The 24,261-nt window shown below is 36.5% G+C and carries 18 protein-coding genes and 1 tRNA gene; 11 read left to right on the forward strand and 8 right to left on the reverse strand.

Annotated features, from left to right (window positions below; genetic code table 11):
• Positions 1–79 precede the first annotated feature (79 nt).
• Positions 80–150, forward strand: a tRNA-Gln gene (locus WBY99_RS02180).
• Between the two features lie 120 nt (positions 151–270).
• Here WBY99_RS02180 and WBY99_RS02185 read toward each other — a convergent pair.
• From WBY99_RS02185 to WBY99_RS02195, 3 genes are all read right to left on the reverse strand, one after another.
• On the reverse strand, positions 271–585 hold the full coding sequence (locus WBY99_RS02185; RefSeq protein ID WP_423974710.1) for a ParB/RepB/Spo0J family partition protein: 315 nt from the start codon (positions 583–585) through the stop codon (positions 271–273).
• Between the two features lie 618 nt (positions 586–1,203).
• Positions 1,204–2,301, reverse strand: a complete 1,098-nt coding sequence (locus WBY99_RS02190) for a Fic family protein (RefSeq protein ID WP_423974711.1) — start codon at positions 2,299–2,301, stop codon at positions 1,204–1,206.
• An 818-nt stretch (positions 2,302–3,119) separates the two neighbouring features.
• A complete protein-coding gene (locus WBY99_RS02195; protein ID WP_423974712.1) occupies positions 3,120–3,584 on the reverse strand; it encodes an Lrp/AsnC family transcriptional regulator in 465 nt (154 codons plus the stop codon).
• A 131-nt stretch (positions 3,585–3,715) separates the two neighbouring features.
• Between WBY99_RS02195 and WBY99_RS02200 the strand changes: the two genes are divergently transcribed.
• The 8 genes from WBY99_RS02200 to WBY99_RS02235 all read left to right on the forward strand — a co-directional run bounded on the left by WBY99_RS02200 (position 3,716) and on the right by WBY99_RS02235 (position 14,491).
• Positions 3,716–5,179 carry a CoA-acylating methylmalonate-semialdehyde dehydrogenase gene (locus tag WBY99_RS02200; protein WP_423974713.1) on the forward strand — a complete coding sequence of 488 codons (1,464 nt, stop codon included), beginning with the start codon at positions 3,716–3,718 and terminating at the stop codon, positions 5,177–5,179.
• 40 nt (positions 5,180–5,219) lie between these two features.
• The gene (locus WBY99_RS02205) at positions 5,220–6,569 is read left to right on the forward strand and encodes an aminotransferase class III-fold pyridoxal phosphate-dependent enzyme (protein WP_423974714.1); all 1,350 of its coding nucleotides are present in this window, start codon (positions 5,220–5,222) and stop codon (positions 6,567–6,569) included.
• A 65-nt stretch (positions 6,570–6,634) separates the two neighbouring features.
• The gene (locus WBY99_RS02210) at positions 6,635–8,098 is read left to right on the forward strand and encodes an NCS1 family nucleobase:cation symporter-1 (RefSeq protein WP_423974715.1); all 1,464 of its coding nucleotides are present in this window, start codon (positions 6,635–6,637) and stop codon (positions 8,096–8,098) included.
• Between the two features lie 22 nt (positions 8,099–8,120).
• On the forward strand, positions 8,121–9,500 hold the full coding sequence (gene hydA, locus WBY99_RS02215) for a dihydropyrimidinase (RefSeq protein WP_423974716.1): 1,380 nt from the start codon (positions 8,121–8,123) through the stop codon (positions 9,498–9,500).
• A gap of 52 nt (positions 9,501–9,552) precedes the next feature.
• Complete coding sequence (locus tag WBY99_RS02220; protein WP_423974717.1) at positions 9,553–10,419, forward strand: nitrilase-related carbon-nitrogen hydrolase; 867 nt, start codon at positions 9,553–9,555, stop codon at positions 10,417–10,419.
• 79 nt (positions 10,420–10,498) lie between these two features.
• Positions 10,499–11,836 carry an NAD(P)-dependent oxidoreductase gene (locus tag WBY99_RS02225; protein ID WP_423974718.1) on the forward strand — a complete coding sequence of 446 codons (1,338 nt, stop codon included), beginning with the start codon at positions 10,499–10,501 and terminating at the stop codon, positions 11,834–11,836.
• Positions 11,837–11,878: 42 nt separating this feature from the next.
• Entirely contained in the window at positions 11,879–13,147 is a 1,269-nt protein-coding gene (preA, locus tag WBY99_RS02230) for an NAD-dependent dihydropyrimidine dehydrogenase subunit PreA (protein ID WP_423974719.1), read from the forward strand.
• Positions 13,148–13,252: 105 nt separating this feature from the next.
• The gene (locus WBY99_RS02235; RefSeq protein WP_423974720.1) at positions 13,253–14,491 is read left to right on the forward strand and encodes a M20 family metallo-hydrolase; all 1,239 of its coding nucleotides are present in this window, start codon (positions 13,253–13,255) and stop codon (positions 14,489–14,491) included.
• Between the two features lie 87 nt (positions 14,492–14,578).
• On the opposite strand, the gene WBY99_RS02240 is transcribed toward WBY99_RS02235, so the two are convergent.
• From WBY99_RS02240 to WBY99_RS02255, 4 genes are all read right to left on the reverse strand, one after another.
• Positions 14,579–16,807, reverse strand: a complete 2,229-nt coding sequence (locus WBY99_RS02240; protein WP_423974721.1) for a M1 family metallopeptidase — start codon at positions 16,805–16,807, stop codon at positions 14,579–14,581.
• A gap of 103 nt (positions 16,808–16,910) precedes the next feature.
• The gene (locus WBY99_RS02245; protein WP_423974722.1) at positions 16,911–17,267 is read right to left on the reverse strand and encodes a hypothetical protein; all 357 of its coding nucleotides are present in this window, start codon (positions 17,265–17,267) and stop codon (positions 16,911–16,913) included.
• A gap of 217 nt (positions 17,268–17,484) precedes the next feature.
• Entirely contained in the window at positions 17,485–17,925 is a 441-nt protein-coding gene (locus tag WBY99_RS02250; RefSeq protein ID WP_423974723.1) for a hypothetical protein, read from the reverse strand.
• A 15-nt stretch (positions 17,926–17,940) separates the two neighbouring features.
• Positions 17,941–18,822 carry an SDR family oxidoreductase gene (locus WBY99_RS02255; RefSeq protein ID WP_423974724.1) on the reverse strand — a complete coding sequence of 294 codons (882 nt, stop codon included), beginning with the start codon at positions 18,820–18,822 and terminating at the stop codon, positions 17,941–17,943.
• Positions 18,823–19,453: 631 nt separating this feature from the next.
• On the opposite strand from WBY99_RS02255, the gene WBY99_RS02260 reads away from it, so the two are divergent.
• Positions 19,454–19,894 carry a permease-like cell division protein FtsX gene (locus WBY99_RS02260; RefSeq protein WP_423974725.1) on the forward strand — a complete coding sequence of 147 codons (441 nt, stop codon included), beginning with the start codon at positions 19,454–19,456 and terminating at the stop codon, positions 19,892–19,894.
• Positions 19,895–20,277: 383 nt separating this feature from the next.
• Positions 20,278–21,081: a GLPGLI family protein gene (locus tag WBY99_RS02265; RefSeq protein ID WP_423974726.1), complete on the forward strand. Its 804-nt coding sequence runs from the start codon at positions 20,278–20,280 to the stop codon at positions 21,079–21,081.
• Positions 21,082–21,283: 202 nt separating this feature from the next.
• On the opposite strand, the gene WBY99_RS02270 is transcribed toward WBY99_RS02265, so the two are convergent.
• Positions 21,284–24,211, reverse strand: coding sequence for a M16 family metallopeptidase (locus WBY99_RS02270; RefSeq protein WP_423974727.1), 2,928 nt, complete (start codon positions 24,209–24,211; stop codon positions 21,284–21,286).
• Between the last annotated feature and the right edge of the window lie 50 nt (positions 24,212–24,261).

Here is a 24,261-nt window from a genome sequence, read left to right on the forward strand (position 1 = left end):
TATTTTTTTTGAAAAATTTTTGAAAAATAATTGTTCGATAAGAAAAATTTTTCTAGATTTGCACCACCAAAATAAAGACAGACCCATGGTGTAACGGTAGCACTCCGGTTTTTGGTACCGTCAGTTGGGGTTCGAATCCCTGTGGGTCTACTTTTTCAATTATAACGCTCTGATTTTCAGGGCGTTATTTTTATTTTAGCAAGCCCTTAGCAAACATCGGATCAGTATCAAAACAGATCCCTCTGTTTTGATTCTGTAAATTGCATTAGCTTATTCGATAAGCTTCCAACCTCTGCGGTTGTTCTGCATTTCATATCTGCGAGCCTCAAATTCGCCCTCATTCATTTTTGGATATACACGACAGGGAATTTTTTCAAATTTCAATTCTTTTGCACATTTAAATCTTCGGTTTCCATCCATAATGATGTAACGCCCCTCTTCAATTTGGCATACTTTGATTAACTCTTCAATTCCGTAATGCTGTATAGATTTCAACAGTCGATTATGGTCTCCACCTTTTAGAAGACCAAATGCTTTGCGCGGCTGGTTTTGGTCTTCTTCAATGTCATCTGGTGGTAATTCCAAGAATTTAAACTCATATCGTTATAAATGTGTCTAAAAGACTTTTTTGTCGTTGTCGCCCATATTATAGTATTTAATAAATTATTAATTTCTATGATTTATGAGGACTTAACCGCATGCTTCGAAGGTATTGTCAAACACCTAATAACAATACGGAAAATCCTAACGTTGTATTTCGTGTGAGAATTATTCCGTATTCCTGTTATTGTTGTTAATTTGAAATTGGCAATTTCTTGAAGCAAGAATACAATTACACTTTTATATTTTTCTACTGCTTTTTATTGCATGTAATTTTTAGTGTCTAACAAAGACAGCACTTTTTTATTTCATTCTAGTGTTCTAAGTTTCAATTTGTTGTTTTTTCTATTAATCTTGAAATCCAATACAATAACTAAAACAAACAGATTTAATAAATTGATATATAATATTTTAAATACAAACACTCTTGTGGAATTTAAAAATACAGCAAAAAGAAATAGTCTAACTTTAGGTTGGCAATTGTTGTAAAATTTGTTCTGTTTAATAAATTGATTCTATGGCTTTGGGAACTGGAGGGGTTTTGGCTAAATTCATATAGCAAACTATAAACAAAATTAAAAAGGGGGGTGGTTTTTGTGCTGATTATTGAAAATTTAAAATATAGTTTGTGCTTCTTCCACCTGAATCAGCTTTCAATAAAATTCCCTTTTCTACTAAATCATTTATATCCCTCAGTGCTGTGTCTGGAGAAGTCTTTGCAATCTTAGCGTATTTGGATGAAGTTAAATTCCCTTCAAAGTCGTCAAGCAGTTTCGCCAATATCAATCTTTGCCGCTCATTTGTGATTTTAGAAGCGTTATTTACAAAGAATTGATGCTTTCGGACTACCTTGTCAATTATCGTATTTGAATTAATAATTGCACCCTTTAAACAATCGAGAAACCATTTGAGCCAATTGGTTATATTCATATCTCCTTTCTGGGTTTTTTCCAAAATATTGTAATAAGATTTTTTCTCCGAATTGATTTGGGAACACATGCTGTAAAAACGTTGGTTTACACCATCCGATTTTGATAATTGCATATCGGTTATGGCTCTAGCAATTCTACCATTCCCATCATCAAAAGGATGTATTGTTATAAACCACAAGTGAACAATAGCAGCTTTCATAATTGAATCCAAAGAATTTTCTTTGTTGAACCAATTTATAAAATCATCCATTTCCTTTTCCAGACTGTCTGGTTTTGGGGCTTCAAAATGAATGTTCTCTCTACCCATTCCTCCAGAAACCACTTGCATATTCCCAGTTCGCCATTGAGCGACTTCAATTTTATACAGTCCGCTTCTTCCAGTCGGAAATAATGCACCGTGCCATCCAAATAATCGCTCGCCGCTTAAAGATTTGTCTGAATTTTGAGTAGCATCCAACATCATTTCTACAACCCCATCAATATTTCGGTTTGAATGCTCAGTTCCAAGATTATCTAATCCAAGACGAATGGCTATCGATGAACGAACTAATTCAGGATTTAAAACCTCTCCTTCGATTTCGGAAGTTTTTATTACATCCTGTATTAGTGTTTCCAAGTTGGCTTCATCTTTTAATTCAAAGCCTAAAAGTTCAACTTTGCCCAAGAGTTTTCCTTGCAGTTGTCTTACTTCTGCAAGTAGATTAATGAGTTCATCTTGTTCCCAGTGAAATTTTGCCCATTCTTGAAGTTGGTAGATATAAAGTGCCATTTTTGAGATTTGCGGTAAATATACGAATTATTCTCCGCGTGTTTTGCGGAGAATACAGAAGAGGCATTCTCCGCATATTTGAATTGAACTCTCTATTATATTATTATAGTTTAATAAATTATTTCAATTTATTAAACATTACTTTTACACAAACAAAAGATTCTTTATACCGACTAAATTCTTCTTCGATTTTATGCTTATCTATACTAATGCAATCTTCTACAAGAATTAAAAATAATAAAGCTTTTACATTAGCACTATTAGCGTTACTCCAATGTTTAGGGTCTATATGAAAACCAGTTGTAGTTATCAAATCAATCTCCCGTCCTGCTTTAAATCTTACTAAAGGCTCGCGGGATTTTTACTACTCTTCAAAAGGAATCTTATTGATGCCAAAGGAAAAAATTTATTCATAAAGATATAAAATTCTCCCCGCACTTTCTCCACAATAGTTTAATTTTTCTTAATTTCATTTTCCCTCATTTAACTTAAAAAGAGTATAAGCCCTTTGCAAATGGGAAAAAACAGTAAAACAAGATTTAGCGGAATCAATAGAGTATGCGCCCTGTAGGTCTACATTTACACAAGAACAATTGATTGATTGATTTTCAATTCATTATGCTTTTTTACTTTACGACTTTGCCGACAATTTGCCAACAAATAAACCAAGTTTTAATACTGACACAATTTTCGCGTGTTTCTTGAATGTAAAACTTTAAACAGCCCTTGTAAATTACTTGTAAAAATTATATTTAAATAAACCCGAATAGGATTTTTTACTTTAAAGAAAATTATTTAGCCTTTCCATTTTTTAATGACTATTTAATCAAATCCAAATCAGGTTGCGCATATTTGTGAACATTCATATACAAAGTAGTCCTGGTCTGAAAAACACCATCAATTAATGCAATTTTTTTATTCACTAATTCGTGTAACTGCTCATTATTCTTTGTCATTATATCTACTTCAATATCAAATTCACCTGAAGTATTGGCTAAAAAACTCACTTCCGGCATTTTCATCAAAGTTTCTACCACTTTTGGGATGAAATGAGCAGGTCTTACAGAAACTGCAATATTGGCGTAGGCATTAAAGCCCACATTCTGCGGATTGATTCTGCCAACAATTTGTATGGTTTTTTCTTCAATCAACTTGGTTACCCGCGTTCTTATATTGCTAATGGAAACCTTTAGTTTATCGGCGATTTCTGTAAAAGAAGCGCGACCGTCTTTTTGCAGTTCTTTCAGAATTAAGAAATCAAGCTCATCTAATTTGTTTTCCATGGAAAAATAAATTTTACACAAAAATAATAAAAAAAAGCAAATTTCTTTAAATTATCATTAATAATAAAAATATTTGCACAGTATTGAAATTGTTAATAAATTAGCTTTTAATTAAAAAATATTCAATAAAAATGTCAAATAAGTACGGTAAAGTTAAAAACTACATCAATGGAAGTCTGTTAGAAACGGTTACTAACCGTTGGTCTAATGTAGAATCTCCATTAACTGGCGAAGTAATCGCAGAAGTGGCACTTTCTTCAAGAGAAGATTTGGATAAGGCAGTTGAAGCAGCAAAATCTGCTTTCGAAAGTTGGTCGAAGAAACCTATTAAAGATAGGGTTCAGGTGATATTTAATTACAGAAATCTGTTACAGGAAAATATAAAGGAACTTTCGGAATTGGTACAGGAAGAAAACGGAAAAACGTACGACGAAGCCAAAGCCGAAGTAGAAAAAAGTATAGAACTTTGCGAGTTTGCCGTTTCGCTTCCACAATTGACTCAAGGTGAAATCTTGGAGGTCAGCCGAGGAGTGGAATGCAGAACAGAATATGCGCCATTGGGCGTTGTAGCCTCGATTGTTCCATTTAATTTCCCGTCCATGGTTCCCAACTGGACGATTCCGAATGCGATTGCGCTTGGAAATTGTATGATTTTAAAAACTTCAGAATTGGTTCCGCTAAGTGCGATGAAAATTGCAGAACTTTTGAAAAAAGCAGGTCTTCCGGATGGTGTTCTCAATATTGTTCATGGGGAAAAAGAAATTGTAGAAGCCATTTGTGATCATCCGGATATTCAAGCTGTTTCTTTCGTCGGCTCCACTAAAGTGGCAAAAATTGTGTATCAGCGATCGACTTCCAATCTCAAAAGATGTTTGGCTTTGGGCGGTGCGAAAAATCACCTTTTGGTTTTACCCGATGCAAACCCCGAAATGACGGCCGCAAACGTTGTCGCTTCTATGGCTGGTTGTGCCGGTCAACGTTGTATGGCGGCTTCTGCGATGGTTGCTGTTGGGCAATCCGACCATATTATTGCACAAATGGTTGAAGAGGCTAAGAATATTATTCCTGGAAAAAATTTAGGTTCCGTCATTTCAAAAGCAGCAAAAGAAAGAATTGAAGGTTATATTACTCAAGCCGAGAAAGATGGTGCTAAAATCCTTTTGGATGGGCGAAATTGTAAAGTTGAAGGCAAAGAAAACGGCTATTATGTGGGACCAACGATTATCGATTTTGTAACGCCGGAAATGTCGGTTGCCAAAGAAGAAATTTTCGGACCAGTTGTTTCTATCATGAGAAGCCGAACTTTGGATGAAGCGATTAAAATTGAGAATGCAAATCCTTACGGCAACGCAGCTTCTGTTTTCACGCAAAGCGGCGGTTTGGCAAGACACGTCATGGAAAATGCTTCTGCCGGAATGATTGGCGTAAATATCGGTGTTCCCGTTCCAAGAGAGCCTTTCTCTTTCGGTGGTTGGAACGAATCGAGATTCGGAGTTGGCGATATTACCGGAAAAAGTTCAATCGAATTCTGGACAAAACTGAAAAAAATGACCACCAAATGGAATCCGGACGCTGGAATCAATTGGATGAGTTAGGATCAATTTCAAAGTATTAATTTCAAATTTCACATCAAAAATGTCAGCAATAGTAGAAAATAAAAAAAACCGTCAGGAGATTGTAGATAACAGTTTGAACTATACCATGATGTCTTGGTCTAAGCAAAAAGGTCTTGATCCGTTTGCGATAGAAAAAGCAGAAGGGGTTTATCTGTATGATTTCGATGGAAGAAAAATAATTGATTTTTCTTCAGGATTAATGAACTCCAATATCGGTTATGGCGATCAGCGCGTAACAGATGCGGTGGTGAAACAGATGCAGCAAGTTGCCTTTATTTCTCCAGCTTGTGTTTCGCAGGTTCGTGGAGATTTAGGAAAGAAACTGGCGGAGATTTGTCCGGGAGATTTAAACAGGGCTTTTTTCACTTTGTGTGGCGCGAGTTCCATAGAAAACGCCATCAAATTAGCAAGACTTCATACAGGGCGTCATAAGATTTTCACAAGGTATCAATCGTATCACGGCGCAACAATTGGCGCAATTTCCGCAGGTGGCGATCCAAGGAAATTAGCGGTAGATTCTCAGCAAGCGCCTAACTTTATTCATTTCGATTTGCAAGATGCTTATCATTATGAATATAGCGAAGAAAACCTGCTGAAAGATTCTGTTGCATCATTGGAAAGGCAAATTGAGTATGAAGGACCAAATAATATTGCGGCGATTCTTTTGGAAGGCGAATCTGGAACTTCCGGATGTTTGCAATATCCGAAAGGGTATATGAAAGAAGTAAGAAAAATCTGCGACAAATACGGCATTTTGTTGATTATGGATGAGGTAATGTCCGGTTTTGGAAGAACAGGAAAATGGTTCGGATTCCAAAATCACGATATTGTTCCGGATATGATTTGTATGGCAAAAGGTCTTACTTGCGGGTATTTGCCTTTGGGTTGTCTGATGGTTTCCGAAAGAATTGCTGAAAAATATGACGATGCGGTTTTGCCTTTAGGTCTTACCTATTCGGCGCATTCGGTTTCCTGTGCTGCTGCTTTGGAAGTTCTTAAAATTTATGAAGAAGACAATTTGATAGAAAAAGCCGTAGAAATGGGGAAATACATTGAATCTCGAATTGAAGATTTAAAGAAAATCCATCCATCAATCGGTGATTTCAGAAATACAGGATTGTTGGGTTGTATCGAATTGGTAAAAAACCGCGAAACCAAAGAACCAATGGCTCCTTTCAACGCAAAACCCGCAGAAATGGCGGTAATGAACAAAGTTGCTGCAAAAATCAAAGAACTCGGAATGTACACGTTTGTAAGATGGGGTTATATTTTTATTGCGCCCCCTTTAATTATTACTAAAGATGAGGTAGAAGAAGGTTTAGCCATAATTTCGGAAGCTTTGAAAATTGCTGATGAAGCGACTTATTAAAATTCGTAATTATTAATTAAAGCATGAAGAGTAATTCGTAATTATTAATTTTTAATTCAAATAAAATGTCGGAAACCAATATCACAACAGATCCAAAGCTTTATAATGAAGATTTAGCTCCGATTCCTCAGAATAAAAGAACTTGGGGAACCTGGAACTACGCTTCGTTATGGATCAGTATGTCGATGTGTATTCCTACTTATATGTTGGCAAGTTCGCTGATAGAAGGCGGAATGAATTGGTGGCAATCGGTATTAACAATATTTTTGGGCAATTTAATCGTGCTGATTCCGATGATTCTCAACGGACATGCAGGAACAAAATATGGCATTCCATTTCCGGTTTTTGCAAGGGCAAGTTTCGGAACTTCAGGTGCTAATATTCCGGCTTTGTTGCGGGCAATTGTCGCTTGCGGCTGGTTCGGAATCCAAACCTGGATTGGCGGCGTTTCCTTATATCAGATTCTGAGAGTTTGGATTCCTTCGCTTTCAGAACCTGCGGTTGTTGGGTTTTTTCCGCCGGTTTTAGAAATGGTTTGCTTTCTTATTTTCCTCATTATCAATATGATTGTTGTTTATTTTGGGGTTGAAAGCATTCGTAAATTGTTGGTTTTCAAAGCGGTGTTTCTTCCGGTTGCGGCTTTTGCATTGTTATTTTGGGCAATTTATGCTACGGATGGTTTAGGCGAAATTCTTAATCAGCCTTCAAAGTTTCAAACCTCATCAGAATTTTGGAAATTCTTCTTTCCGGCTTTAACGGGAATGGTCGGTTTTTGGGCGACTTTATCGCTTAATATTCCAGATTTCACCAGATATGCGACTTCGCAAAAAGCCCAGATTAATGGTCAAATGATCGGTTTGCCGCCATCAATGGCAGTTTTCTCGTTCATTGGCGTCGTGGTAACTTCTGCAACCGTGATTATTTATGGAACAACCATTTGGGATCCGGTAATTCTCGCAGGTAAATTCGAAAATAAAATACTCGTTACTGTTGCAATGATCGCGATCGCTATTTCTACGTTGGCAACCAATATTGCAGCAAATATTGTAAGTCCGGCAAATGATTTTGCGAACCTTAGTCCGAAAAAAATAAACTTCAGAACTGGCGGTTATATCACGGGAATTATTGGCGTTTTAATTTGTCCGTGGAAATTGATTGCAGATCCTTCTGGTTACATTTTCACTTGGCTGGTTGGTTATTCAAGCTTGCTTGGTCCGATTGGTGGAATTATGATTGCCGATTATTATTTCATCAGAAATAAAAATCTGATTGTAGAAGATTTGTATCAAAACAACAAAAGCTATTCTTATAAAAACGGTTTTAATTCAAAAGCAATTTGGGCATTAATTCTCGGGATTCTACCTAATATTCCTGGGTTTTTGCTGACGATAAAACTCATTCCTAATGATTCTGTTCCTGAGTTTTTAACGAATCTTTATCATTATGGCTGGTTCGTCGGATTCTTTATCAGCGGTTTGGTTTATTATATTTTAATGAAATCAAATCATCAAAAAACACTTAATTCATAATTTTTAATTCGCAATTCAAAATATGAGCATTTTAATTAAAAACGGAAATATTGTTACTGCTTCAGAAAACTTCATCGGCGATTTATTTATCGAAGGCGAAACGATTTCTGCCATCGGAAAAAATTTAAAATATGAAGCAGACGAAATTATTGACGCTTCCGGGAAATTAATTTTCCCCGGCGGAATAGATCCGCACGTTCATCTCGAAATGCCTTTTATGGGAACGTTTTCCAGCGATACTTACGAAACCGGAACTCGCGCTGCACTTTTTGGCGGAACAACAATGGTGATTGATTTTATCCTTCAAACTCAAGGCAAATCTCTTCGAAATGCTTTGAATGAATGGAAAGGACGAAGCGACGGAAACGCCGTTGGAGATTACAGTTTTCACATGGCAGTAACCGATTATAACGAAAATGTAAAACCAGAAATCAAAGAAATGATTGAGGAAGGAATTACGTCTTTCAAAACTTTTATGGCTTACAAAGGTGCTTTGATGGTAGATGACCGACAAATGATTGGTTTGATGGAAGAAGTGAAAAAACAAGGCGGACTCATCAATGTTCACGCAACCAACGGCGATATGATCGATTATCTCGTTCAGAAAAATAAAAACGAAGGCAATTGTGCGCCGATTTATCACTATTTATCGCAACCGGAAGTCACCGAAGCTGAAGCCAGCGAACGTTTTGTGGATATGACGAATTATACAGGTTGTCCCGGATATATTGTTCATCTCACTTGCGAAGGCGCGCTGAATGCGGTGAGAAATGCAACCAAAAGAAATCAGCACGTTTTTGTGGAAACTTGCATTCAATATTTAATCCTTGATGCGAGTTTGTACGAGCAAGATTTTGAAGGTGCAAAATGGGTAATGTCGCCGCCTTTGCGGGAAAAGAAAGATCAGGAAACGCTTTGGGCAGGAATTAATCAAGGTTTAGTAAATGTGGTGGCGACCGATCATTGTCCGTTTTTCTGGGAACAGAAATTAATGGGAATCGACGATTTTTCTAAAATCCCAAATGGTCATCCGGCTGTAGAAAACCGAATGGAATTGTTGTATTCTGAAGGCGTTGATAAAGGCAGAATTACTTTGAGTAAATTCGTAGAAGTGGCTTGTACAAATCCTGCAAAAATCTTCGGAATGTACCCGAAAAAAGGAACAATTTCTATTGGTTCAGATGCCGATTTGGTGATTTTTGATCCGAAGGAAAAACATACGCTTTCTGTTAAAACCCATCACATGAATGTAGATTACAGCGGATACGAAGGTTGGGAAATTACCGGAAAAGTAAAAACAGTTTTCTTGCGAGGAAAAAAAGCAATTGACAATAACGAATGTCATATAGAAAAAGGATATGGACAGTTTATTAAAAGAAATAAGGTTTCAGATAAAATCTAAGAAATTTTAAATGAATTCAGCACACAATATTCATCATTCAAAATAATAATTTATGGCTCGAATCATAAAATCAGGATTAATCCAAATGTCGCTCGCAAAAACCGAAGGCGAAGGAACAATCGACGAAATAAAACAGGCGATGCTGGAAAAACATTTGCCTTTTATTGACGAAGCAGGTGAAAAAGGTGTGCAAATTTTGTGTTTTCAAGAGATTTTCAATACGCCCTATTTCTGTCCCGGTCAAGATTCCAAATGGTATGAATCTGCGGAAACCGTTCCTGGTCCTACAACGGATTTAATGTCGGAATACGCCAAAAAATATCAAATGGTGATTATCGTTCCAGTTTATGAAAAAGACGGCGCAGGAATTTTATACAACACCGCCGCAGTAATCGATGCAGACGGAAAATATCTGGGGAAATACCGCAAAAATCACATTCCGCAAACGGGTGGATTTTGGGAAAAATATTTCTTTAAACCCGGAAATTTGGGTTATCCAGTTTTTCAGACCAAATATGCGAAAGTTGGCGTTTATATTTGTTATGACCGTCATTTTCCAGAAGGTGCAAGAGCTTTAGGAATCAACGGTGCAGAAATCGTTTATAATCCTTCCGCAACTACAGTTGGGCAGTCACAAAATTTATGGAAATTAGAACAACCCGCTCACGCCGTTGCCAACGGCTATTTTATGGGTTGTATCAATAGGGTCGGAATCGAAAAACCTTGGAATTTGGGTAAATTCTATGGCAATTCTTATTTCGTAAATCCTTTGGGTGAAATTTTAGCTTGCGCTTCCGAAGATCAAGATGAGCTTCTGATTGCTGAATTCGATTTGGATTTAATCGATCAAGTTCGTTCTAAATGGCAGTTTTACAGAGACAGAAGACCCGAAACTTACGATGATTTAACAAAACTTTAAAACAATTAAGAGTTATCAATTACGAATTATTGATTCCTAAAAAATAACTGACAACCATCAACCAACAACTAAAAAAACGATGATAGCAAACAAACGCTTAACCTCCGAACAATATCAGGAAAATTTTGCAGATATTCACCCGCCTTTTGAAAATCGCGATAGTGCAATAATAGAAGCCAACCGATGCATTATGTGTTACGATGCGCCTTGCATAAAGATGTGTCCGACGCATATTAATATTCCAAAATTCATCAAACAAATCGCAACCGATAATGTAAAAGGTTCGGCACACACGATTTTCACCGACAATATTATGGGAGCAAGCTGTTCCAAAGTTTGTCCTGTCGAAAAGCTTTGCGAAGGATCTTGTGTGTATAATTTGCTTCATGAAGAACCGATTCAGATTGCACGTTTGCAAAGATATTCCACTGAAAAAGCGATGGAAAATAATTGGCAGTTGTTCGAAAGAAAACCTTCTCTTGGAAAGAAAGTAGCCATCGTTGGCGCAGGTCCGGCGGGACTTTCCTGTGCATTTTATTTATCCAAAGAAGGCGTTGATGTTACCATTTTCGAGAAAGAATCGAAAGGTGGCGGATTGATGACTTACGGAATTGCCGCTTACAAAGTAACGCCAGAATTCTGCGAAGACGAAGTGAATTACATCATTTCAATTGGCGGGATTGACATTAAATACAATCAGGAATTAGGAAAAGATTTTCAACTGAAAGATTTGCAGCAGAATTTTGATTCGGTTTTTCTTGGCATTGGCGTTGGCGTTGCAAGACAATTAGACATTAACGGAGAAAATTCAGCAGGAATAGAAGATGCTATTTCTTATATTTATAACCTCAGAACGAATGATTTCTCTGAAATTCCTGTTGGTGATAAAGTCGCGGTTATTGGACTTGGAATGACGGCAATTGACGCTGCAACTCAAGCAAAAAGATTGGGAGCAAAAGAAGTGACCATTGTTTATAGAAGAACCGAAAACGAAAAACCGTGTACCGATGTTGAGTTGGATATTGCAAAATTAGACGGTTGCGGTTTAGAATATTTAGCCGCTCCTAAAGAAATTATTTCTGAAAACGGAAACGTGAAATCTTTGATTTGCAGCCGAATGACTTTAGGAAATGCCGATGCTTCCGGAAGAAGAAGCCCCGTTGATACGGGTGAAACTTTCGAAATCGAATGCGATATGATTATCAAAGCAGCAGGACAGACCCCATTCGAGAATTTAATTTCGAATTCCGAATTGCAAAATTCTTATGGAAAAGTTTCTGTGAATTCAACTTACGAAACCAATTTAAAAGGCGTTTTCGCAGGCGGAGATTGCATCAATGGTGGAAAAGAAGTCGTAAACGCAGCCCAAGACGGAAAGTTAGCAGCACGTTCAATTCTGGAATATATGATGAATTAATACCATTCAAAATCTAAAATCTTTAATTTAAAATTCAAAAAAATGGCCGATATTTCTTGTGACTTTTTAGGTATAAAATCCCCGAATCCTTTTTGGTTGGCTTCGGCGCCACCAACGGATAAAAAAATAAATGTAATGCGTGCTTTCGAAGCAGGTTGGGGTGGCGTTGTTTGGAAAACTTTGGGTTCTCAGGTAAAAAACGTTTCTTCCAGATATTCTGCAATTAATTTCAACGGTCAGCGTGTTGCAGGTTTTAATAATATAGAATTAATTTCTGACCGCCCTTTAGATATTAATCTTCGTGAAATAGAAGAAGTTCTGAGAGAATTTCCCGACCGGGCGATGATTATTTCATTAATGGCAGACAATACAAGAGAAGCTTGGCATGAAATGATAAAACGCTGCGAACAAACCGGAGCGCACGGTTTCGAACTCAATTTCGGTTGTCCGCACGGAATGACCGAACGCGGAATGGGCGCAGCGGTTGGACAAGATCCCGAAATTGCAGGACAAATTGTAGAATGGGTGATGGAAGTCGCCACTTTGCCGGTCATTACAAAGTTAACTCCGAATGTTCATTCCGTAGTTCCGACCGGAAGAGCCGCTGTAAACGCCGGAAGCAACGCTTTGTCTTTAATTAATACGATACAATCTGTAACAGGAATCGATTTAGATACTTTTGTCCCGAATCCAAACGTTGGCGGACAATCTGTTTTCGGCGGTTATTGTGGACCAGCGGTGAAACCAATCGCTTTGAAAATGTTGACCACCATTGCTCAGGATCCAATCACCAATAAAGTTCCTATCTCCGGAATTGGCGGCGTTTCCAATTGGCAAGATGCGGTAGAATTTATGTTGTTGGGATCAACTTCTGTGCAGGTTTGTACCGCCGCAATGAAATACGGATTCCGAATTATAGAAGATCTCAATGAAGGTCTTAATAATTGGATGGACGAAAAAGGTTTCGAAAAAATAACCGATTTTATCGGGAAATCGGTGCCTACAATGACAGAATGGGAAAAACTCGATCTCAATTTTCACATCGTTGCCAATATCGATCAAGACAAATGCATCCATTGCGGATTGTGCCACATCGCTTGCGAAGACACTTCCCATCAAGCGATTTTCAAAAACGACGGAATGCCTTATAACCATTACGAAATCAACGAACCAGAATGTGTTGGTTGCAATCTTTGCAAACTCGTTTGTCCGGTTGACGATTGTATTACGATGGAAGAAAAACGCGTTGCACCAGAATATCTTAATTGGAAACAGTTTCAGGAACAGGGTTTGCCTTTGAATAATCATTAAAACATTTAACATTCTTCCTAAACCTTCAATATTTTTGATATTGTTTTTAACTAAATTCTATTTTGAACTCTGAATTTTTAACTTTAAATCTTGAATGATAAAAATATGAATATCAACTCCTCACGCCTCGAAAATTTCTTTACCGAAATGAGCAAAATCGGGAAAATTGGTGAAACCGGAACCAATCGACCCGCGCATTCTCCGGACGAAAAAAAAGCCTTCGAACTCGCTTCTTCCTGGATGGAACAAGCAGGAATGACCACCAAAATTGACAACTTCGGAAACCTTATCGGAAGATTACAAGGAACCAATCCCGATTTGCCGGTTTTGATGTTGGGTTCTCATCTCGATTCTCAACCTTACGGCGGAAGATATGACGGTGTTGCAGGCGTTTTGTGCGCCATCGAAGCGGCAATTACCATGCACGAAAAAGGCATAAAACCAGAACGGACTTTAGAAATAATTTCCTTTGCCGATGAAGAAGGTTGGCGTTTTAACAAAGGATTATTCGGTTCTCGTGGTATTTTGGGGAAATTAGAAGAAGGCGAACTTCAAAGAGCCGATGCAAATGGAATTACGCGCGAACAAGCGTTAAAAGATTTCGGATGTGATATTACAAAATTCAAAGAATCAGAATATAAAGAGGGAAGCATTTATTGCTATCTCGAACTTCACATCGAACAAGGTCCGGTTTTGGACATCAGCAAAAAACCAATCGCCGTGGTTTCCGGGATTTCCGGACCGATTTGGTTGACGGTAAAACTGAAAGGAATGGCAGGTCACACCGGTTCTGTTCCGATGCCAATGCGAAAAGATGCGTTGGTTGGTGCTGCAGAAATCATCGTTGCATTAAACGAAATTGCGAATCAAGTACCAGGAAATCCAACGGTTGGAACTTGCGGAACGATCAAAGTTTTTCCAGCTTCCAGAAACATAATTCCCGAAGAATGCGAGTTTACTTTGGATTTACGCGACATTGATTTAGAAAGAAGAAACCGTTACGAAAAACAATTGTTAGATAAAATTGAGGAAGTGTCTAAAAAACACGGATTAACTTATGAAATTTCCGAAGATTGGAAATCAGATCCACGATATTGCGCAGATTGGATTAAAAATATCATCAGAAATAATTGCGAAAAAATCGGTTTACAAGAAACTCCTGAAATAATGAGCGGTCCTTTTCACGATGCAATGGCGATTTCTTACGCCTGCGATTACGGAATGATTTTCGTGCGTTGCAAAGACGGAATAAGTCACAACCCCTTAGAATATTCGTCTCCAGAAGATTTAGCTTTAGGAAGCGAAATTTTGTACGGAACTATTTTAGATATTTTAAAAGGATAAACCATAATCTTAGTTGTACTGCTAAAAAAACAAAAAAAACCGTCCTACAAAAATTGCAAGACGGTTAACAATTATAAAAAATTTAGATTATTCTTTAGTAAAAGCAAACTCTTTTCCCCCTTGATGAAGGGTAAAACTTTTCTTGTCTTTGGCAAATTGCAACTCAATTTCCGCCACCGAAAAAGAAAACTTATCTGCACCTTCATAATCCAGAGGGAAAGCTGGTTGTCCGGTTGCTTGCGCTTTTAATTGATTATTATCTATTGTTGTTACAATTTTTACTGGAATTAGTTTGCTGGCAAAACTTCCTACAAAATCTTGCAGATTTACTTTTTCCGCAACTGCGCCAGAATCTGTCATTTTGAAGATATTATTCGCAGTATTTGCATCGGGTAAACTTCCTTTCGGATCCAATTGCACGGAAACAATTTCTTTTTGAGTAGGAACTTCAAATGACCATTCGGAATTTCGCTTCCAAATCTCAACTGGTAATTTTACATTTTGCATCGTTCCGTCTTTAAATTTAATTTCTAAATTTACGGGCATTGGCAACTGACCGATATTTTCAATTTTAATGATCGCTCCTTTCGTGAAATCTCCGTTTACATATTTCACATTCGTTACTGCTTGATCGATTTTCCATTTATTTAAGAACCAACCTCTCCAAAACCAGTTCAGTTCTTCACCAGAAACATTTTCCATAGTTCTGAAAAAATCCTCCGGCGTTGGATGTTTGAAAGCCCATCTCTTAATGTATTCCCGGAAAGCTTTATCAAAACGCTCCTCGCCCAAAATATTTTCACGCAACATCTGCAATCCGGCAGCGGGCTTGTAATATCCTAAAAAACCCAAATTTCTTTCTTTTAAATTATCTGGCGAGGTTGCGATAGGTTCCATTTGATCGCTGTTAAATGCAAAAGCCATACTTTGAAGCGATTTGGGTTGATCATATTCGCCTTTGTTGAAATCTTTCTCCGAAATACCATTGATAAAAGTATTGAAACCTTCATCCATCCAGGCATATAATCTTTCATTGGAACCCACAATCATCGGAAACCAGTTGTGTCCGAATTCGTGATCGGTAACGCCCCATAAATCTGCACCTTTCGAATTCATGTGACAGAAAACAATTCCCGGATATTCCATTCCGCCTTCATTTCCTGCAACATTTACCGCATTCGGATAAGTATATTCATACCATCTTTTTGAATAATTTTCGATGGACGTTTTGGTATATTCCGTCGATCTTCCCCAAGCTGTATTTCCGTCACTTTCTACAGGATAAGCAGAAATTGCTAACGATTTTTTGCCACTCGGTAAATTGATTTTCGCAGCATCTAAAATAAATGCCGACGAAGAAGCCCAAGCAAAATCTCGGGTATTTTCAATTTTAAATTTCCAGGTTTTAGTGGAATTTGAAGTTTTAGCTGCCGCATTTACTTCTTCCGCAGAACGAATAATTATAGTTTTATCGCTGTTTCTCGCTTCGTTCCATTTCTTATTTTGGTCATTGGTATAAACGTCTTTCGGATTTAATAATTCGCCAGAAGCAACCACATAATGATTGGCAGGAACGGTTAAATTTGCAGTAATATTTCCGTATTCCAAATAAAATTCTCCTGCTCCTAAATAAGGCAAAGTATTCCATCCCATTTGGTCATCGTAAACACACATTCTTGGAAACCACTGTGCAATCGTGAAAACCTTCCCGTTTTTGGTCGCTTCCACTCCCATTCTATCGGAACCATAATTTGGAGAAACGAAAGAATAATTGATGACGAATTTCACAACACCACCTTTTGCTTTAAGATTTTGTGGCAAATCAATTTGCATTCTTGTATCCGAAATCGTGTAGGTTGGATTTATCTTTAAATTTTTTCCGTTTGCTGAAAGAATTTCAATCGATTTGATGGTGTAACCTCCGTCGAAATCCTGTCCGTGCGCTCCATTTCTACTTCCGGACATTGGAACTACGGCATTTCCGCGGGAATCTTTTTTAAATAAATTTTGATCCAATTGAAGCCAAAGAAAACTTAAATCATCAAAGCTATTATTGGTGTAAATAATTTCCGCAGATCCTGAGATTTCATTCGTTGCTTCATTTAAAGTAGCATTCAAAACATAATCGGCACTATTTTGCCAATAATGATGACCGGGTTGTCCGCTTGCTGAACGGGTTTCGGTACCGTTATTCATATAGAAAAATGGCTTGAAAGCTTCAGTGTAACTGTATTTCGGTGCATCAGTTTGCGCAGATAAATGAACAGAAACTGCAATCGACAAAGCAACCAATGGCTTTAAAAATTTAAAATTCATGATGGATAATTTTTAGATAAGTATTAAAAAAAACCAACATTGTTACAAATGATGGGTTTAATTTATCTATTCCTTTACTAATTAACTGCATTTACGGAAGAACTTAAGGTGGCATCTGCATAGACCCCACATGTTTCAAAGCATCTCCTAAAACTGCCACAATGATAACGGTTCCCACTACAACCGAAACTCCGACATATAAAGCAACTGTTTTAACAGCTGAAAATTTTCGTTTTTTCGGGTTGGTAAATTCGCCATTTGCGATGGTAAACTGTTTCCCTTTTTTTAAAATAACTAGCGAATCCTGTCTAATTTCAATAAGCTGTACTTTACTAGTTCTTTTATGTTCATCCGTTATCTTATAAATCCCTCCACTTTCTGATGGTATATTCTGAACATTACGGTAAGAATAACAACTTTGCAGACTAAGGAAAATGCAGAGTAGAAATAAATTTTTCATTTTAAATTAATTTAAAGTAAAGATATAGGTTGTTTTTCATTAAAATCTTGATTGAAATCAAGAAATGCAAAATCTTTTGATCTTGCATTTCTTAATTTTTTTATAATGACATAAAAGCAACTAGCTGTTCTTCTTCGCCTTAATCATTGCTTCCAACATATCCCACATTTCCTGCGGAATATCTTCGAGCATATTAAATTCTCCCTTTCTCTACATTTCAATCCTGAAAACGTTCATAAATAATAACATTTTCGACAACTTTAGAATGAAGTCTCCATTTCCATGACCAATCAGATACAGCTAAATTTTCATTTATTTTATTGGTGAATTTTTGAAAACCTTCGGTTTGGTTATTAATTTCAATATAATCACTTTTCACTTTAATAAGAATTGAAAAATGCAGCAAATCATCATTAAATGATATTGGCTTTACGATTATTGAATCTATTTCATTCCATTTTATAACATTTTCATCCTTCGTATTTAAAAGATAAAAACCATTATTTAGATATTGAAAATTACCGTCATGGTTGTTTAATCTTTCTAAATCGTCGTAACTAGTGACATCTGTGATTTTTTTACTTCTTTTGACCCAAAGAAAAATCACATAAGTGATAAAAATCCAAACAATTAAAAAAAGTAAAATCCAATTCAACATCCTGAAAAAGTTTTATTAATTCGATTTCCTCGCCTTAATCATCGCCTCCAGCATATCCCACATTTCCTGCGGAATTTCTTCGAGCATATTGAATTCGCCTGCTCCTTGCAACCACTCGCCACCATCGATGGTTACGACTTCGCCATTCATATAAGCGGAATAATCGGAAACCAAATACGCAGCGAGATTCGCCAATTCCTGATGTTCGCCTACTCTTCTCAACGGTACTTTTTTGCGCATATCGAATTTTTCCTGCAAATTTCCCGGCAACAAACGATCCCACGCTCCTTTTGTCGGGAAAGGTCCCGGTGCGATGGCGTTAAAACGGATTCCGTATTTCGCCCACTCTACGGCTAAACTTCTGGTCATTGCCAAAACTCCGGCTTTGGCGCAGGCTGATGGAACGACGTACGCAGAACCCGTCCAGGCGTAAGTGGTGACAATATTTAAAACCGTTCCCGGAATTTTATTATCAATCCAGTATTTTCCGATGGAAAGCGTACAGTTTTTGGTTCCTTTTAAAACAATATCTAAAATAGAATCGAATGCCGAATGCGTTAATCTTTCGGTTGGCGAAATGAAATTTCCCGCAGCGTTATTCAGCAAAATATCGATTTGCCCGAATTCTTTGATGGCAACTTCTTTCATGGCTTCAACCTCATCCCAATTTCTCACATCGCAAGAAACGCACAGCACTTTTCCCCCCGTTTCTTCTTCCAATTCTTTTGCGGTGGCTTGCAGTTTCTCTAAATTACGGGAAGTGATGACTACTTTTGCGCCGAGTTGCAGAAAATATTTCGTCATGGCTTTTCCGAGTCCGCTTCCGCCGCCGGTTACGATGGCGACTTTATCTTTTAATGCATCTTCTTTGAGCATCGGTTGGGTATATAAATTCATATTTTAATTTTGATTTAAATTTAAGATTAATTTACCGTCTTAGGAAATTTTATAAAATGCATTGAATATTAAATGGAAACGTTGGATTCTTCCTTCGTCAGAATGACAAAGGTCTTATTACTGCAAAATACAACTCTGTCATTCTGAATGGAACATGTGGAATGAAGAATCTTTGAGATTCCTCCTGCGTCGGAATTGGTAAAAAATCAAGTAAAAAATTTGATTCTTTTTAAATATTTCCTGTGGGTGGGGTGTATTTCGTAAAAAATGGGGACGGAAATGATTGGGTAGGAAGGTTTTTTGAGTATTTTAGCGGGAGGAAAAGTATGACGCTTTATATACAAAGCCGACGAGAGTTGGTGGTGTTTGGATGAGTTCATCATACATATATACAAGTTAGCAGACATATCAAATGAAAAAACGTATCAAAATTTTAGTTTTATTTTTAATCACATTCAATTTTTTTTCTGCGCAAGAAAATCAATGGAAAAAACTTGAAAATTCATTTTCACAAAAAACAATTAGAGAAAATGGAAATGTAACCATTAAAAATACCGACAGCCTTATTCTTGAAATTTATAGATTTCAACAAAACGAAAAAATTGACTTGACCGATTTAACAAAACTTCAAATGATTCCAACTAAAACTTCATTTGCTGATTTGAAACTTGAAGTTGGGATTAGCGTATTTAATCCAGAACTTAAAATAAATTCTGAATATCAAATAAAATATGAAACTCCTGAAAATAAGACTTATAAATATAGTCTGTATTTGTTTGATAATATTACCGAAAATCAAATTAAAGATTTAAATGAATATGTAAAGAAAAATTTCAAAATTGATAGGATTAAGTTTATTTCAAAAGAAGAAGCAATGAAAAATGCTTCCGAAACTTTAGGTATTAATTCGCAGGATTTATTTGAAGGAAACATTTTCCCTGCAAGTATTGAAATTGAATCTAATGAACAAATAAATTATAAAAAGGTTCAAAATAAATATCCTAAATTAGTCGAAGACATTAGAACTAATGACTCGGATTTAGGAGTTTTGATAATGAAAATAAAAACTTAAAGATAAGTCTACTAAAAAGGTACTACAAGCAGCTATGAAGTTTTTCATCGAAGGTTTTAGAGATTAATTAGGTTTTTTGTAAGTAAAAAGGGTTGGCATTTTTAGCCCGCTGCGCGCTTTGCGATCGTCTTTTCTTTTTGCTTTACTCAAAATTAAAAAAATATTAATCAATTGACAAAGTTTTGCAGCAATTTTATGTTCTGGAACTCTATTTCGCAAAAAATAAAATGGGTAATGCTTATTTTAACAACAATTTAAAGTATTTTAGCAAAAGAAATAAAGTATGACACTTTATATACAAAGCCGACGAGAGTTGGTGGGGTTTGGATGAGTTTGTTTTACATATATACAAGTTAGCAGAAATGTTATAAAAAAATTGCGCTATGAATCTGAAATTTTTCATTCTAATTTTAACACCAACTCTAATTTTTTCGCAGAATTCGAGTTTCATTTACGAAATGAATTTTAGACCAAATTCTGATAGCATCAAAACTCAAAAAATCATTTATTTTTTGGATGTTAAAGATAAAGAATCAATTTTCCGCTCTGATAAATTTCGAACTGGCGACTCTTTAAGAACCAAACGCGGATACGGAAATCAGGCAGATATGCAGTTTAATAATCAACAATTATATATTTACAAAAATCACGATAAAAATGAAGTGAATAAGTATGTTTTCGTTCCTTTTGTTGAACCAAAATACACAATAAAAATTCAAGAAATTTTAATTTGGAACATAAAGAATGAAAAAAAACAAATTGGGAAATATGACTGTCAAAAAGCGGAAACAAATTATGGTGGAAGAAAATGGATTGCTTGGTTTACAAATGAAATTCCTGTACAAGATGGACCTTATATTTTCCGTGGATTGCCTGGTTTGATTATTGAAATTTCTGACGAAAAATCGAATTATAGTTTTTCGCTTGGTGAAGTTCGTGATTTTTTATGGAAAGAATTCTATCTTGAAAATTCACAGAGACTTATTACTTGGGATGATTTCAAAAAATTGCAAATGAATTTTTATGATAATCCTTTTGCAATATTCAGTAAATCTGATATCAAAAATTACGATGAAGCAGGAAATATTATAGAAACTGATTTTAAAAAAATGACAGAATCAGTACAAGAAAGAACTCGTAACAGCAATAATCCAATTGAGTTGAATCAAAAATTAATTTATAAGTAACACTTCTGCTAATAACTAAGCTTTCGTTTTGTCTGCAAGACAAGAAATAAAAGCCCGTTGAATCCCCCCGCTGGCGAAGGCTCCCGACTTTGCGCTTTTTACTTTAGTGAGATTGCTTCGTCGTCGTACCTCCTCCTCGCAATGACAAAAAAAAACTGCTCCAAATCTGGAGCAGTTTTCTGTATCAATTATTTTTAAAAGTTTAGTACCCGAAAAGTTCTTCTAACGAAACTTTCTGTACTTCTCCTAATTTTTGCATATCGCTCAACGGAACTTTTTTCTCCGAAGCTACGATGGAGTAAGTGTAAGGTTTCCCAGAAAAATTGGTTTTATGGAAGTTTTCCAATTCCGGCATCGTGATTTTATCGACCGTGTTGTAGAGGTTTTTTCGAACATCTTCGGTGGAACCTAAATCTTTTGCCGCCAAATAATTGAAGATGATTTTATCTTGGGTAATTCTTTCGGTTTGAATATCTTTTTTCACCTGAATTCTCGCTAAATCTAAGTTCACCGGCAAATCTGGCATCTTGGTCAAAAGTTCGTTCATTGCAGTGGTGGCATCATTAAATTTATCGGCCTGGCTTCCCACATAACTCATCATATAATATTCCTGATCTTTCTTCTGTGGCTGCACATAAACTCCGTAAGTGGAATACGCCAACGCTTTACTTTCTCTGATGGTCTGGAAAACGATCGATCCCATTCCGCCACCGAAATAATTGTTAAAGACTTTCACCACCGTATTTTTACTTGGATCGTAAACTTCGGTGTTTCGAATCCAACGGGTTTCGGCTTGTACCATGTCGTAATCGGCAAATAAAACTTTGTTTTTCGTTTGCGCGGTTTGTTTGAAAGTTTTTGCTGCTAGTGCAACTGCAAATTTCGCAGGAACTTGATGCGCCGCTTTCAACTTGGCATCTAATTCTTTAATGGAAATTGGACCGTAATAAATCACGGTTTGTTCGTATTGATTTAGGTTTTTGATTCTGTTGACCAATTCTGTCGAAGTCAAAGAATTCAAGTCGGAATCGGATAAAACATTGTTGAATTTGTTTTCTTTTCCGTAGATCGCATAACTTGTTAAACCTTGCAAAATTGCTCCTTTATTGGCTTTCGTATCTTTTCTTGCTTTTGCCATTCTATCTTTTAATCCTTTCAATGCAGCGTCGTCGGCTTTTACATTTTGAATAAGATCTTCGTATAATTTCACCGCTTGATCGAAATTTTCCTGTAAACCTTCGATGGAAACCGTGGTGTAATCTTCACTTGTGGAAACATTAAAACTACAAGCAATTTTATAAAACGCTTTCGAAATTTCTTCCGCCGACATTTTATCGGTTCCTAAAAACTGAAGATATTGTGATGCAATTGGTTGTTTCAAATCATTCAACGAACCTACTTTATATCTGTATTTCAAACGGAAAATTTGGTTGTCTTTATTCGGAACAAAAAGCACTTCTGCATTTCCTAATTTCGATTTCTGAATGTCTTTATTATAATCTAAAAACACAGGAACTGAAGGCGTATTTGGCATATCACCAATCATTTTCACGAAAGGAGATTGTTTGTCTGCATTGGTTTCAACCGGAGTAATTTGCGGTTTTTCAATTTTCGCTGTTTTTGCAGATTCGCCTTTTCTTTTCAAAATGGCAACATAATTTTCGCCTAAATATTTGTTGGCAAATTTGACAATATCAGCTTTCGTAATTTTCGATAAATCGTTGACATACGCCACTTGATCTCTCCAATTTAATTCAGAAGTAAAAGCATCCATCAACGAACTTGCACGATCATCGTATTTTTCTGATTCGTAGATTTTATCTTTTTTAATGTTATTGATAATGGAGGTAATTAAATCATCATCAAAGTTTCCTTTTTTCAAGTTATCAATTTCGCCCAAAACCAAAGTTTTCACTTCATCCAAGCTTTGTCCGTTGGTTGGTGCTGCACTGATGTACAAAACGCCGTAATCAATCAAAGTGAAAGTTTGCGCAGAAGCACGCAATAATTTTTGTTTTTTCACCAAGTTCAAATCCATTAACCCAGCTTTTCCGTTGGTTAAAACCTGTCCTACTAAATCTGCGATCAAAACATCTTTGTCTTTATTTCCAGGCAATCTGAAACCCATGGTCAAATTTTCGGCATCAGGACCGGTAATTTCTTTAATGATTGGCTTAGCAATCGCAGTTTCTGGAGTAAAAGTGTATTTCGGAACTTCTTGAAATTTCATATTCGAGAACGCTTTATCCACTTTCGCTATCACTTCATCCGGATTAAAATCTCCCGATAAAATCACGCCCATATTGTTGGGAACATAATAAGTGTGGAAATATTTTCGGATTTCTACCAAAGAAGGATTTTTCAAATGTTCAACCGTTCCAATCGTAGTTTGCTGTCCGTAATTGTGATTTTTAAATAACTCAGAAAAAAGCGCTTCGAAAACTTTGCTTCCATCGCTGTCTAAACTTCTGTTTTTTTCCTCGTAAACCGCTTCTAATTCAGTATGAAAAATCCTTAAAATAGGATTGCGGAATCTTTCGCCCTGAACCGCCAAATATTTATCCAAAGAACTGCTCGGAACATCGTCGGTATAAACCGTTTGCTCGAAACTTGTAAACGCATTTGTTCCCTGTGCTCCCATGGAAGCCATCATTTTATCGTATTCGTTCGCAATCGCAAATTTACTTGCCACGCCAGAAACAGAATCGATTTTTTTGTAAATCGCTTTTCTTTGTGCGGAATCTTTGGTTTTGTTATATTGCTCGTAAAGCCCATCAATCTTATCTAATTGAGGTTTTTCTTTTGCCCAATCCAAAGAACCAAATTTATCGGTTCCTTTGAAAAGCATGTGTTCTAAATAATGCGCCAAACCGGTATTGGTTCGCGGATCGGTCTTGCTACCGGCTTTCACGGCAACATACGCCTGAATTCTCGGGTCGGTTTTGGTTGGACTTAAAATAACGGTTAAACCATTTTTCAAAGTGTAAAACCTTGCATTCATCGGATCGTTGGTCACATATTTATATGGGTATCCATTTCCGGAAGCTTCTTTCCACTCAAAAGTTTTCTGTGCAAAACTTTGCATAGAAATCAATAAAGCAGCAAGTGCAAAAGTGAGTTTTTTAAACATAAATTAAATTTTTATAATTGATTAGACGAAATATTTTTCAAATTGTTTCA

This window comes from Kaistella sp. (assembly GCF_049588135.1).
Lineage (GTDB): Bacteria > Bacteroidota > Bacteroidia > Flavobacteriales > Weeksellaceae > Kaistella.